The 12,932-nt window shown below is 55.4% G+C and carries 12 protein-coding genes; 7 read left to right on the top strand and 5 right to left on the bottom strand.

What is annotated here, in order from left to right; genetic code table 11:
- Positions 1–53 precede the first annotated feature (53 nt).
- Together HUO14_RS08320 and HUO14_RS08315 are read right to left on the bottom strand one after the other, a co-directional pair.
- Positions 54–815, bottom strand: coding sequence for an NYN domain-containing protein (locus tag HUO14_RS08320; protein ID WP_176279379.1), 762 nt, complete (start codon positions 813–815; stop codon positions 54–56).
- A 298-nt stretch (positions 816–1,113) separates the two neighbouring features.
- Entirely contained in the window at positions 1,114–1,755 is a 642-nt protein-coding gene (locus HUO14_RS08315; protein ID WP_176279378.1) for a carbonic anhydrase, read from the bottom strand.
- A gap of 64 nt (positions 1,756–1,819) precedes the next feature.
- Here HUO14_RS08315 and lipA point away from each other — a divergent pair, with 64 nt between their 5' ends.
- A complete protein-coding gene (lipA, locus tag HUO14_RS08310) occupies positions 1,820–2,773 on the top strand; it encodes a lipoyl synthase (protein WP_176279550.1) in 954 nt (317 codons plus the stop codon).
- Entirely contained in the window at positions 2,760–3,245 is a 486-nt protein-coding gene (locus HUO14_RS08305; RefSeq protein WP_176279377.1) for a type II toxin-antitoxin system RatA family toxin, read from the top strand. The genes lipA and HUO14_RS08305 overlap by 14 nt, the downstream gene beginning before the upstream one ends.
- On the opposite strand, the gene HUO14_RS08300 is transcribed toward HUO14_RS08305, so the two are convergent.
- From HUO14_RS08300 to HUO14_RS08290, 3 genes are read right to left on the bottom strand one after another with little or no spacing between them, the layout of a single operon-like run.
- Complete coding sequence (locus HUO14_RS08300) at positions 3,194–3,709, bottom strand: CinA family protein (RefSeq protein WP_176279376.1); 516 nt, start codon at positions 3,707–3,709, stop codon at positions 3,194–3,196. The two genes, HUO14_RS08305 and HUO14_RS08300, sit on opposite strands and share 52 nt — an antisense overlap.
- A 20-nt stretch (positions 3,710–3,729) precedes the next feature.
- Complete coding sequence (locus HUO14_RS08295; RefSeq protein ID WP_176279375.1) at positions 3,730–4,248, bottom strand: hypothetical protein; 519 nt, start codon at positions 4,246–4,248, stop codon at positions 3,730–3,732.
- Positions 4,248–5,423, bottom strand: a complete 1,176-nt coding sequence (locus HUO14_RS08290) for a bifunctional 2-C-methyl-D-erythritol 4-phosphate cytidylyltransferase/2-C-methyl-D-erythritol 2,4-cyclodiphosphate synthase (RefSeq protein ID WP_176279374.1) — start codon at positions 5,421–5,423, stop codon at positions 4,248–4,250. The genes HUO14_RS08295 and HUO14_RS08290 overlap by 1 nt, the downstream gene beginning before the upstream one ends.
- Positions 5,424–5,512: 89 nt before the next feature.
- On the opposite strand from HUO14_RS08290, the gene dusB reads away from it, so the two are divergent.
- From dusB to ntrX, 5 genes are all read left to right on the top strand, one after another.
- On the top strand, positions 5,513–6,511 hold the full coding sequence (gene dusB / locus HUO14_RS08285; RefSeq protein WP_176279549.1) for a tRNA dihydrouridine synthase DusB: 999 nt from the start codon (positions 5,513–5,515) through the stop codon (positions 6,509–6,511).
- Positions 6,511–7,584 carry a two-component system sensor histidine kinase NtrB gene (locus HUO14_RS08280; RefSeq protein WP_176279373.1) on the top strand — a complete coding sequence of 358 codons (1,074 nt, stop codon included), beginning with the start codon at positions 6,511–6,513 and terminating at the stop codon, positions 7,582–7,584. Before dusB ends, HUO14_RS08280 begins: the two co-directional genes overlap by 1 nt.
- A gap of 14 nt (positions 7,585–7,598) precedes the next feature.
- Positions 7,599–9,014 carry a sigma 54-interacting transcriptional regulator gene (locus HUO14_RS08275; protein WP_176279372.1) on the top strand — a complete coding sequence of 472 codons (1,416 nt, stop codon included), beginning with the start codon at positions 7,599–7,601 and terminating at the stop codon, positions 9,012–9,014.
- A gap of 95 nt (positions 9,015–9,109) precedes the next feature.
- Positions 9,110–11,401: a sensor histidine kinase gene (locus HUO14_RS08270; protein ID WP_176279371.1), complete on the top strand. Its 2,292-nt coding sequence runs from the start codon at positions 9,110–9,112 to the stop codon at positions 11,399–11,401.
- Between the two features lie 16 nt (positions 11,402–11,417).
- Positions 11,418–12,800: a nitrogen assimilation response regulator NtrX gene (ntrX, locus tag HUO14_RS08265; protein WP_176279370.1), complete on the top strand. Its 1,383-nt coding sequence runs from the start codon at positions 11,418–11,420 to the stop codon at positions 12,798–12,800.
- Positions 12,801–12,932 lie beyond the last annotated feature (132 nt).

Here is a 12,932-nt window from a genome sequence, read left to right as displayed (position 1 = left end):
AGGTCGCTTCGTCAAAGTCTGATATATATTCTTCCTCCAGGGAGAAGGAGTTTTTACCGCAACCGCTTCACAAATAACTGACCGTTATCATCGCGCTTCGTCTGGAAATTCGGAACGGATTCGAACATTTCCGACAGCCTCGAAAAGCCATAGTTGCGCACGTCAAAACTCGAGCGGTTGCCGGCAATCTTGCCGACTTCGCTCAGGCTGGCGTAGCCCTCGGCATCGCGTTTGGTCGCGAGATAGGCATCGATCAGCAGGTTGAGCAGTTCATCATCGACCTTGCCGGCGCCGCCTTCGCCCGCAATATTCCCGTTGTCCGTCTTTGCCGACGCCTTGACGTCACTTTTGCTGCTTGTCCGATGGCGCTTGTCCGCCTTTACCAGCGCATCGACGTCGATAAACCGGCTGCACGCCTGTTTGAACGCTTCCGGCGACTTGGCGCTGCCAAAACCATAGACCGGCAGGCCTTCCTGACGGATTCGCATCGCCAGCGGCATGAAGTCGCTGTCGCTGCTCATGATTCCGAAGCCGGTGACATTGCCGCGAAACAGCAGGTCCATGGCGTCAATCGTCATCTTCATGTCGGTGGCATTCTTGCCCTTGGTCATGTCAAACTGTTGCTGCGGTTCGACGCCATATTTGTGCAGGATATCAACCCAGCCCTTGAGCGATTGCTTGCGCCAGTTGCCATAAGCGCGACGAATATTGACGGTCCCCAGTTCGGCCAGCGCGGTGAGCACGGGATCGAGACCATTGTGGCTGGCATTGTCTGAATCGATCAGCAGAGCGATATTGTCATTATGTTGTTTCATCGTGGCAAGATGGACTGCGGGGCGAGGGCGTTCAAGCGGAAAAGATGCTGTCCTACACGAAAGCGGACGGCTATGCTTTGCGCGGCTCTTTGAAATACCGGGGTTGCGGATCGTGCACGCAACTGCTCGTCCGGAGGGTGTTCTGCAAACAGAAACCGGAAGCGGCTATTTTGTTTTATTACACTGTAAAGTTTGTAAAGTTCATCAGATGGCCGACAGGTCACTGTGGAAATAAATATCCCAATCAATGTAAAATAGTCGGCTTACCCTTCTGAATAGTAAGGATATTCTGTTTTCTTCAGTCCACGGCAGAGAAGGTATCGTCTTTTTCGTCCAATACGTGCAGCTTGCCCTCCGCAATCGCGAACCAGGCGCCGATCAGACGAATCGAGCCGTTCGCTTCTTTCTCCTGAATGCAGGGGAAAGTCCGTAAATTCGTCAGGCTGGTCCGGACGCCTTCATGCTCCATCGCCAATTGGGCTGCTTTGCTGTCGAGATCGCCGTGATCGTGCGCGACCTTGGCCCGGGCATCGTCGAGCAAGGTGATCCAGTCGGCGATAAATCCGCCTTTGCCGTGCGGCATGTCCTTCATCTGCTCGGACAGTGCCGCTGCACAACCGCCGCAGCTGCCGTGGCCCATGACGACCACTTCCTCGACCTTGAGAAACTGGACCGCAAATTCAAGCGCAGCGGACACGCCGTGCTGGCCAGGGGTGGTTTCAAACGGGGGCACGAGGGCCGCCACATTGCGAACGATGAATGTCTCGCCGGGATTGGTGTCGAAAATCTGGGTCGGATCGACGCGGCTGTCGCTGCAGGCGATAATCATCACCTTCGGGCTCTGGCCTTCCTTGAGTTCGTCCCAGCGTTGGCGCTGCGTCTGCCATTGGTCGGAACGGAAGCGGCGGTAGCCATCGAGCAGGTCTGAAAATATTGTCATGTTTCAATCCATATCACCGACTAAAGGGGTGGCAAGAGTGGTTTTCTTTCCCTATTTGATAGAAATGAACGAAATCACCAAAATTGTAACGCCCGACAGCCCACCAGAGCGCCTCCGCAAACCGGACTGGATTCGCGTCAAAGCCCCGATGGGTGCAGAGTTTGAAAAAACCCGGGCGCTTATGCGGGAGCACAAGCTGAATACGGTATGCGAGGAAGCGGCCTGTCCGAATATCGGTGAATGCTGGACCAAGAAACACGCGACGGTGATGATCCTTGGTGACGTCTGCACCCGGGCCTGCGCTTTCTGCAATGTCAAAACCGGCATGCCGATGGCGGTCGATGCTCTCGAACCCCAGCATACCGCCGATGCCGCTGCCAAGCTGGGACTGGAGCATATCGTCGTAACCTCGGTAGACCGCGATGATCTTGCCGATGGCGGAGCCAGCCAGTTTGTTAAGGTGATAGAGGCGCTGCGCCGAACAACACCAAAAACCACGATCGAAATTTTGACGCCGGACTTCCGCAACAAGACCGAAGCTGCGGTAGAGGCTATCGTGGCGGCGCGTCCCGACGTCTATAATCACAATCTGGAAACGGTACCGCGCTTGTACCCGACAATCCGTCCGGGCGCGCGCTATTATGCGTCGCTGCGTCTGCTAGAGCAGGTCAAGCGGCTTGATCCGTCGATCTTCACGAAATCGGGCATGATGCTGGGATTGAGCGAGCAGCGTCTGGAGGTCCATCAGGTGATGGACGATATGCGCAGCGCCGGCGTCGACTTCCTGACCATGGGGCAATATCTGCAACCGACGACCAAACATGTGAAGGTCAGCGAATTCGTCACGCCGCAGGCCTTCGATGCTTATGCTTCGGTCGCCCGGGCGAAAGGCTTTCTGCTGGTCGCCTCGAGCCCGCTTACCCGGTCCAGCTATCATGCCGGAGATGATTTCGCCAAGATGCGTCAGGCTCGCGAGGAAAAACTGGCGCGCGCAGGTGCTTTGAATGCCCGTCCATAGAGAAACCCGCGACCTGCCATATAGCGCTGCGCAAATGTACGCGCTGGTCGCCGATGTAGGACGCTATCAGGAATTTCTGCCCTGGGTGGTGGGAACCCGGATCCGGTCCGACAGCGAGACAGAGATGCTGGCCGATGTCCTGGTCGGTTTCAAGGGGATGCGCGAGCAATTCTCATCGCGGGTGATCAAATCCCACAATCAGGCGATCGATGTGGATTATCTGGATGGTCCGCTGAAACAGCTCCACAATGAATGGCGCTTCCGGTCGCGCGATGGTGGTGGCTGCCATGTTGATTTTTATGTCGAGTTTACGTTCAAGAACCGCATCTTCCAGAAACTGGCCGGTCAGATGTTTGCCAAGGCGCTGCACAAGATGACCAGCGCTTTTGTCGAGCGTGCCGGCGAAGTCTATGGCAGCAGCTATTCCTTGTCGTCGGGCAATAGCAGTTCAAGCGCCACCAGCACCGCCTGAAGCCGGATATCGGCGCGGCTCTTGTCATCGCCAAAATTTTTCCGGTCGGCGATCACGTCGTCCGTATCCCGGCCTTTTTCAGCCTTGGCGAAGACCACCGTGCCAACCGGTTTTTTCTCGGTACCACCGCCAGGGCCTGCGACTCCGGTAATAGCAACGGCAACGTCACAGTCGGAATGCTTGAGCGCGCCCTGCGCCATTTCCCATGCCACCGCGATTGAAACGGCGCCGAAGGTTTCCAGAAGGTCGCTGCTCACGCCGAGCATCTTCTGCTTTGCATCGTTGGAATAGGTGTTGAAACCGCAGTCGAACACGTCGCTGCTGCCGGGGACTTCGGTGAGAGCGGCGGCAACCAGACCTCCGGTGCAGCTTTCTGCAACCGTGATCCGTCGCCCGGCGGCGCGATTCTTCTCGATGACGGTTGTCGCCAGGACGACGAGCTCGGTGGGGAGAAGGTTTTCCATAGACCGGCGCCGTTAGACCATCATGCCGGTGCTTTGCAAATGGGAATATCCTGCTTCTTGTCGTCTTTGGTAGCCGCTTGCACGATCGAAATCGCGAGACTCGCCAGATTTGACGAAGGCATCGGCTCCAGATCATGATAAATCTTTGCAATCAAATCGCAGTCCTTCGGTTTGATTTCTTCGCCGATAAGGCTGGAAAACATCGCATCGGTAATCGGTCGCAACAGCGTGTCGTCTATTTCGGACGGAAGCTTTTCGCCCGCCAGCACCGCAACCGCGCTCTTCGCTTGCGGCCAGGCGGCCTCGGAGGCAGCACGATATTTCGCCAGCTGTTCGGAGTTTTCCTTCAACAAGGGCGTTGTCGCAGGGAGGGTTGCTGCGCATTTGTTGCGACTGGCTTGTACTGCGGTTGGCAAAAGATATGTTACCAACGCCTCGGCCTGCGTAACGCTGACGCATTTGGGCATTGGCGCGGTTTGCGCGGATACCGATTGGGAGAGGCCTGCCAGTGCCAGCCCAGCGATTAGTTTCTTGTGCATCAATTTTCCTCCAATGATATCGTCGCGATTGCCTGTGCGGCTATCCCTTCTTCACGACCGGTAAAGCCCAGCCGCTCGGTGGTGGTCGCCTTTATGCTGACCCGGTCGATCCCGATCGACAATATTTCTGCAACATTCCGCCGGATCGTTTCGCGATGAGGTTTGATCTTGGGGGCTTCGCAGATAACCGTCATATCTACATTATGAATGATGCCACCTTTCTGCGCGATGAGCGAAGCGGCATGTTTGACGAATCTGGTGGAATCTGCGCCGCGCCATTGCGGGTCCGACGGTGGGAAATGATCACCAATATCTCCGGCGGCCACCGCGCCGAGCAAGGCATCGCACAGTGCGTGCAGTAAAACATCGGCATCACTATGCCCGACGAGGCCCTTGTCGTGATCGATTTTGACTCCACCCAGCCACAGATCCTCGCCGCTGGCCAGGCGGTGCACATCATAACCCATTCCGGTACGTGTCTGGCGCATATCCTGCCTCCTGTCGCCGTTGAAATCCGCCGGCAAAGTGTATTTCTTCAAGCACTCGTCACCATCCACCACCGTAACCACATGACCTGCCGCTTTGAAAATTTGTGCATCATCGCTTGCATTCTGATCGGCGGCAAACCGGTCGTGCGCAGCCATGAGCTTTGCAAAGTCAAAGGCTTGCGGTGTTTGAACGCGCCACAAGCTGTTGCGATCGACAGTCCGGTCCAGTTGCTCGTCAGCCAATTGCACCATCGTATCAACACTGGGTAATATGGGGATTGCCGAAGGTTCACTCATGAGGCGACCAAGCAGGTCATCAATCACCCGATCAGGAATAAACGGCCGTGCTGCGTCGTGTACGAGAATATTTTTGGCGCCACCGCCGGCGCGGATGGCCTTCAGGCCATTATATACCGACTGCTGACGCGTTGCCCCGCCGATAACGACGCTATAGCCGGATATAGGGGCAAGGGCCTCGTCAAGCTGCTCTTGCTGACCTTGGCCGACCACAATCCAGACGTCGTCGATGGCGGGGTGGGACAAGAACCGTTCGACGCTATGGCGGACCACGGGCTTGCCGTTGATCAGTGCAAATTGCTTGGGAAGGTCCAGTCCAGCCCGCGCACCGACTCCGGCTGCCACGATCAGCGCATGGGTTCTCTCGGAAGGATCTCTGGCTTCGACCATGGATCGCGATCTACTCGCTGAATTCGCCCGAAGCAATTCTTGCCTCAAAATAGATTTGACTATAAGGGGTGCTTAAATTTTAGGCAGCGCTGATGAAACTTCTCCCGATCTCGATAGGCAATATCAAAATAGAATGCCCGGTAATTCTGGCGCCGATGACCGGCGTCACCGATTTGCCCTTTCGCAAGCTGGTCCGCCGCTTTGGCTCCGGACTCAATGTGACCGAAATGATCGCCAGCCAGGCAATGATCCGGGAAACCCGCCAATCCTTGCAGAAATGCGCCTGGGATCCGACCGAGGAACCGGTTTCGATGCAACTGGCTGGTTGTGATCCTGGGGTAATGGCCGATGCTGCAAGGCTCAATGCGGATCGAGGTGCCCAGATTATCGACATCAACATGGGATGCCCCGTAAAAAAGGTGGTCAACGGCGATGCCGGCTCTGCCTTGATGCGCGATCTTCCACTGGCGGCATCGCTGATCAAGGCGACGGTCGAGGCGGTCGACGTGCCGGTAACGGTAAAAATGCGGATGGGCTGGGATCACCAGAGCCTGAACGCCCCGGAACTGGCCCATATTGCGGAAGATCTCGGCGCCAAAATGATCGTGGTGCACGGACGGACCCGGTGCCAGATGTATCGCGACAGCGCCGACTGGGCGTTTGTCAGCAAGGTCAAGCAGGCGGTATCCCTGCCGGTCATCGTCAATGGCGATATCTGCACGATCGAAGACGGTCAGGCCGCGCTCGAACAGAGCGGCGCGGACGGGGTGATGATCGGTCGCGGCGCCTATGGCAAGCCCTGGCTATTGGGCCAGTTCATGCACTGGTTCAAGACGGGTGAGATGATAGCGGATCCCGATATTTCGACCCAATATGCGATCCTGGATGAACATTATCGCGACATGTTGGAGCTTTACGGCGAAGAAGTAGGCGCCAAGGTCGCACGAAAACATATCGGTTGGTATACCAAGGGATTGACCGGCTCGGCGGAATTCCGGAATCAGGCAAACAAGGAAGCAAACCCTCATACCGTGCTGAAGATGCTCGAGGAATTTTATACTCCCTGGTTGAACAAAGCGGCAGCCTGATGATTGATCGTCCGTCCGGAGAACAAATTCTGGCCGGGCTCAACTATGCTATCATGGTGGTGGATTCCGGTGATCTGATCACCCGGATCAATCCAGCCGGTGAAGCGTTGTTCGGAACCAGTGCCAAGCATCTGATCGGCCGCAAGGTAGATGACGCTCTGCAATTCTCGGACCCGAGGCTCAATGCGGCCTTGATCGCGCCGGACACGAGTCTCACTGCGCGCGGCGTGATGGTCTCAAGCGATGAACGCAAGTTGGGGATCGTCGACTTTGATATTCATCCTCTCGCATCCGGGTCTGACTGGCGGTTGATCTCACTGGCGCTGATGCCGCAGGATGGCCCTATTCTCGAGAGTGAAAATCACGATCCGTCAAATCTGGCGATCCGGGCTCCGGACATCCTGAGTCACGAAATTAAAAATCCACTGGCTGCAATAAGAGGCGCCGCTCAACTTCTGGATCGCCAGATGAATCAGACCCAGAAAACCCTGACCCAGATGATTATTGGGGAAGTCGAGCGGGTGGTCAATTTGCTCAACCGGATGCAGACCCTGTCGTCCAATCAGCCGGCGCAGACGCAAGCGGTCAACATCCATACGCTGATAGACCGTGCGCGGCGGTCGATCGAGGCGGCTACCGGGCAAGTGGTAAAGATCCAGGACAAGTTTGATCCATCTCTTCCCGATGCGCTGGTTGACCCGGATGCCATGATGCAGGTTCTGACCAATCTGCTTGCCAATGCCGTCGACGCCACAAAACATCTGGCCAATCCGGAGATCCGGATCGTCACGCGATACAGTTTTGGCGCCTCTTTGTCCGCGCAAGGCGAAAACGAGGCTATTCGTTTGCCCATTCAGATCATGGTGTGTGACAACGGGCCCGGTGTCCCGCCGGAACTCGAGCGGGAAATATTCTCGGCCTTCGTCTCGACCAAGAAGGAAGGGCAGGGGCTTGGTCTCGCTCTGGTGAAGAAGCTCATGCGCGATATGAACGGACGAATCCGCTATGATCGCGAGAACCAGCACGAGATGAGCAGATTCACCCTGTTTCTTCCCGTTGCTCCGAAAAACTGACGTCAGGATAATTTATGGCGAACGAAAAAATCATATTGGTTGAAGACGATTTGTCCGTCAGCCATGTTATCATCACCGCACTCCGCGCGGACGGCTATGAGGTCGAAAGCTGCAAATCAATTGCTGAACGCGACGCTTTGATGGCCAGCAGCAGCTATGATCTGTTGCTGACCGACGTCGGTCTGGGCGAGGGCGACGGGATTTCCTCTCTGGATACGGTGAAAGCCAGTCATCCGGATATTCCGATCATTATCATCTCGGCCCAGAATACGCTCAACACCGCAGTGCGGGCTTCGGAAACCGGGGCATTCGAATATCTGCCCAAGCCATTCGACCTCGATGAGCTGGTAGAAGTCGTGGGTCAGGCATTGAAGCCGAAAAACATCCAGCCGATCGCCGCGTCGATGGATGAAGAAAGCCTGCCGCTCGTTGGTCGCAGCGCTGCGATGCAGGAAGTATACCGTATGATCGCGCGGCTGTTGAAAAATGATCTTTCGGTTCTCGTATTGGGAGAATCCGGTACCGGCAAGGAACTGGTCGCGGAAGCGATCCATGGCCTCGGACACAGAAAATCAGGGCCTTTCATCGCGGTAAATATGGCAGCGATTCCATCCGATCTGATTGAGGCTGAATTATTCGGCCATGAAAAAGGTGCTTTTACCGGCGCCGTTGCCAGTGCTTCCGGCAAGTTCGAGCAAGCGCAGGGCGGGACCCTTTTCCTGGACGAAATCGGCGATATGCCGATGCACGCACAAACCCGTCTTTTGCGGGCGCTTCAGTCGGGTGAAATCAATCGAGTGGGCGGCAAGGGGCTGGTCAAGCTGGACGTCCGGATCATTGCCGCGACCAATCATAATTTTCTGGAACTGATCGAGCAGGGCAAGTTTCGGGAGGACTTATATTACCGGATCAACGTCGTGCCGATCGAGCTGCCACCTCTCCGGGAGCGAGCCAGCGACATTCCGGCTCTGGCGACCCATTTCCTCAAGCTCGCTGTGACCGAGGGGCTCCCTCACAAGCAGATCTCGCAGGAAGGGATGAACCTGCTCTGCCATCATTATTGGCGGGGCAACGTCCGTGAACTCAAAAATGTGATCTACCGTCTGGTAGTAACCGGTCGAGAGGACACGCTGTCGGAAGATTCAATCCGTCAGATTCTTGCCGCCGAGCGCGGAGAGGATCGGGTTGAGTCCGAGGGGCTGGAGTTTGAAGGCCATGTCAAATCGATTGTGCTGGAATTGATGGCTGGTGCCGAAAAAGAGAATCTCTACGCAAAGGCGCTGGAAAAATTCGAAAAGCCATTGCTTACGGAGATGATGCATCACGCCCATGGCAACCAGATCAAGGCAGCGAAAATCCTTGGTATCAACCGGAACACATTGCGCAAAAAACTCAACGAATATCAGATCGATCCAAGCCAGTCGAAATAGATGCTACGATGAAGTGACCGTGCCACTCGTCGAGTCGTGATATTTTTGCAATATAAGTGCTTTTCCTGCAACGAAACTGTTGTATTGAAAGCACAATGACGGTTTCAAACCAATCTCAGGAGAAACGCGCGGCCTACTGGCTGCGGCGGCTCTCGCTCATGGTGGAGCGCGAAACCGTGATGAAGCGGGTCGAATGGATTGTCTTGCTGCTGTTCGCCGTAATCATGGTCGGCACCTATTTGCTACTGAGTCGACAATCAGACCAGACCGATTTCATCTCGCCGCCTTTGACAGCAGCTTTGCTGGTGGCGAACCTGATCCCGGCGATGACCTTGCTGGTGCTGTTCGGACGAAGGATTGCAAAGGGGAGGGCTGCAAAAAGCTCTATCGGAAGCAAAGGCAGGCTGCATGTCAGGCTGGTTGCCTTATTCTCTCTGGTCGCAAGTATCCCGATGCTGCTGGTGGTTATTTTTGCCTCGCTGCTGTTTCAATATGGAGTCGAATTCTGGTTTTCGGATCGCGCCAGAGGCATGCTGGAAAACGCCAATGATCTCGCACGCGGATATTACGAGCAGAATCAGCAGGAGATCGGCGCCGAGACGACGACGATGGCCATTGATTTGCGCAATTATTTGCAGCAGGCGGATCTAGAAAGTCCGGAATTTGCGGAAGGCTATGTCTTCCAGGTATTGTCCCGAAAACTCAATGAATCCGCCATTATCGAATATGGCGAGGATGGAGTCGCACGGACCGCTGCCGCTGTTGATCCGGACGATGGAGACCAGAATCCCAAGATCACAGACGCAGTGCTCAAGCAGCTTGAGGCGGGAAAAAGCTATGTCGTGACCGCTCGCCCGGACAAGATCGAAGCTGTCACCGCGCTCGACCTGGAGTCCCGGATATTCCTTTATGCAGCTAGGGATTCGGATATGCTTGCGTTGAGCCAGTGGGAAAGAGCGCAATCGGTGCTGGCAGATTATGAAGAGCTTTTCTCTCGATCGCGAAGCCTGCAATTGCAGTTCAATATCGCGCTGTTCGTTATTTCCCTGCTCATCGTGGGTCTGGTGCTGTGGATTGCATTGGTCGTTGCAGACCGGATGGTAAAGCCGGTCAGCGACCTGGTGCACGCAGCAAAAAGGGTCACCGAAGGCGATCTTGCTACACGAGTGCCCGGGGCGTTTGATAACGACGAAATCGGCACCTTGGGCCGGGCCTTCAACCGCATGACCGAACGACTTGAAACCCAAACAACCGCGCTGATTACGGCCAATCAGCAATTGGGCAGCCGGCGGGCGTTTATCGAGGCGGTGCTGGAATCGGTTACCGCGGGCATCATAAGTCTGGACGAGAAGGGCGACATCAAGTTGGTCAATTCGCAGGCCCAGTCACTTCTCTCGAAATCAATAGATGATCTGCTCGACGTCAATATCGGGAAGGCCGCTCCCCAATTTGCCGAACTGATCCAGGACGGGGTCGAAAATAGCATCATCGAATTTGCCTCCGAAGCTGATATCCGGACCCTTGCGGTCAAGATTGTCGGCGGCCCGACCGGACATGTGATCACCTTCGAGGACATCACCCAGCAATTGCTCGACCAGCGTCGGGCCGCGTGGTCGGATGTAGCGCGCCGCATTGCTCATGAAATCAAAAATCCTCTGACGCCCATTCAATTAGCTGCAGAACGGCTACAGCGCAGATTCGGTTCGCATATCAAGGACGACGGAGCGATCTTCGACAATCTGACAAACACCATTGTCCGTCAGGTTGGAGATCTGAGGAATATTGTCGACGAATTCTCTTCCTTTGCACGCATGCCGAAACCCGTGTTTCGCGAGGAAAATCTCGATGACATCCTGAAACAGGCCCTGTTCATGCAAGGTGTGGCCTATCCGACCATGAATTTCAATTTCGTCCCTGACGATCAGCCGATAGCGCTGGTTTGTGATCGTCGGCAACTGGGGCAGGCCTTGACCAATATTATAAAAAATGCGGCGGAGGCCATTCAGCAAAAAGCCGAATCTAGTGCAGATTTCCAGATTTCCAACGGTGAAATCGAGCTGTCCGCCCGAATGGAAAACCAGATGGTCGTCGTTGAATTGATCGACAATGGCATCGGTCTGCCGATCGAACGGGACCGGATCGTCGAGCCTTACATGACAACCCGCGCCAGCGGCACCGGACTGGGATTGGCGATCGTGAAAAAAATTGTCGAGGAGCATTTCGGAGAAATGAAATTCGATGATGCACCGGACGGCGGTACGAAAGTTACAATCAGGTTCAGTCCGTCAAAACTGGCGAGATTGTCTCACGGAGGCACAGCATCCTCCAATGGCGAGCAAAGCGGCTCGGGTGGCAGTCACGGTCAGATCGAAGAAATCGAGAAATAGGGATTAGAGGTCCAGCATGGCGTTAGATATTTTAGTTGTCGACGACGAGCCCGATATCCGAGACTTGATATCCGGTGTCTTGGAAGATGAAGGCTATAGCACGAGGGTTGCCGCTGACAGTGATGCCGCGCTGGCTGCGGTAAACGAGCGCCGGCCTTCGCTGGTCCTGCTCGACGTGTGGCTGAGAGGCTCGAGACTGGATGGTCTGGAGCTGCTCGGCGAGTTGAAGCAACTTGACGCGAAACTGCCGATCATCGTGATCTCCGGCCATGGCAATATCGACACGGCAGTGGCGGCTATTTCCCAGGGCGCCGTCGACTTTATCGAAAAGCCATTTGAAGCCGAACATCTTCTGCATCTGGTGGCGAGAGCGACCGAAACCGAGCGACTCCGTCGCGAGAACGAAATTCTAAAGGCTCGCGTGGGCTTTGCGGATGAATTGACCGGAAATTCCACCGCCGTGAATAATGTGAGAGCCACATTGAAGAGGGTGGCCGGCACCGGCAGCAGGCTGCTCATCTCCGGTCCGGCGGGCGTTGGCAAGGAAGTCGCTGCGCGCCTGATGCACAATTGGAGTTCGCGTGCCGATGCCGCCTTTGTCACCATCAGCGCGGCACGGCTCTCACCGGAAAGCGTCGAAGAGGAACTATTCGGGACCGAGCGCAACGGAAAAATTGAAAAAACCGGGTTGATGGAAGAGGCCCACGGAGGGACCTTGTTCATCGATGAGGTCGCCGACATGCCGCTTGATACTCAGGGCAAGATATTACGCGTTCTCACCGAACAGAGCTTCAACCGGCTCGGCGGTTCCCAGAAAGTGAACGTCGATGTGCGGGTTGTCTCGGCGACCTCGCGCGATCTCGAATTGGAAATACGCGAAAAGCGGTTCCGGGAAGATTTGTTCTACCGGCTAAACGTCGTTCCGGTCATATTGCCGCCACTGAACCAGCGGCGCGAGGATATACCTGTGCTTGTGGAACATTATGCCGCGCGCTTTGCTGCAGACCAGCGGCTGCATCCTCCCGAAATCTCGGATGAGGCGATGGCCGCGCTCCAGGCCTGTGACTGGCCGGGCAATGTCAGACAGTTGCGCAACGTGATTGAGCGGACGATAATATTGGCCCCGAAGGACAAATTTTCCAAAATCGAAGTCGAGATGCTGCCACCAGAGGTTCTTGGCAATGATGATGATCTCGACCAGGGAGTTGCTTCGCTCATGGGATCGCCGTTGAGAGAAGCCAGGGAGAGCTTTGAAAGGGAATATCTGAAGGTCCAGATCAGGCGCTTTTCGGGGAATATCTCCAAAACCGCTAATTTCATTGGCATGGAACGGTCAGCGCTGCACCGAAAATTGAAAATATTGGGACTGGCTGCACGCAAGAAAGCGGATCTGGAATGACCCGGGCGGTTAAGCGGTTGTCGTAGCCCCACAAAACCCATATATGGAAGGCGACGATCTTCCGACGACGTCCGCAATTGCTGTAGAAATTATAAAATGCCGCCACAAAGTCGGCCAATAATTGGAGTCAAA

Source organism: Parasphingorhabdus flavimaris (assembly GCF_013371215.1).
Taxonomy (GTDB): Bacteria; Pseudomonadota; Alphaproteobacteria; order Sphingomonadales; family Sphingomonadaceae; genus Parasphingorhabdus; species Parasphingorhabdus flavimaris.
The sequence above is the reverse complement of the archived record's forward strand: the minus strand, read 5'-3'. Positions and strand labels throughout refer to the sequence as shown.

Bases quoted from the DNA above. Each gene is read 5' to 3' on its own strand.
- HUO14_RS08280 (WP_176279373.1), top strand. From the start codon at position 6,511: ATGATTGATCGTCCGTCCGGAGAACAAATTCTGGCCGGGCTCAACTAT.
- HUO14_RS08320 (WP_176279379.1), bottom strand. From the start codon at position 815: ATGAAACAACATAATGACAATATCGCTCTGCTGATCGATTCAGACAAT.
- HUO14_RS08270 (WP_176279371.1), top strand. From the start codon at position 9,110: ATGACGGTTTCAAACCAATCTCAGGAGAAACGCGCGGCCTACTGGCTG.
- lipA (WP_176279550.1), top strand. From the start codon at position 1,820: ATGAACGAAATCACCAAAATTGTAACGCCCGACAGCCCACCAGAGCGC.
- HUO14_RS08290 (WP_176279374.1), bottom strand. From the start codon at position 5,423: ATGGTCGAAGCCAGAGATCCTTCCGAGAGAACCCATGCGCTGATCGTG.
- HUO14_RS08305 (WP_176279377.1), top strand. From the start codon at position 2,760: ATGCCCGTCCATAGAGAAACCCGCGACCTGCCATATAGCGCTGCGCAA.
- HUO14_RS08295 (WP_176279375.1), bottom strand. From the start codon at position 4,248: ATGCACAAGAAACTAATCGCTGGGCTGGCACTGGCAGGCCTCTCCCAA.
- HUO14_RS08300 (WP_176279376.1), bottom strand. From the start codon at position 3,709: ATGGAAAACCTTCTCCCCACCGAGCTCGTCGTCCTGGCGACAACCGTC.
- HUO14_RS08275 (WP_176279372.1), top strand. From the start codon at position 7,599: ATGGCGAACGAAAAAATCATATTGGTTGAAGACGATTTGTCCGTCAGC.
- ntrX (WP_176279370.1), top strand. From the start codon at position 11,418: ATGGCGTTAGATATTTTAGTTGTCGACGACGAGCCCGATATCCGAGAC.
- HUO14_RS08315 (WP_176279378.1), bottom strand. From the start codon at position 1,755: ATGACAATATTTTCAGACCTGCTCGATGGCTACCGCCGCTTCCGTTCC.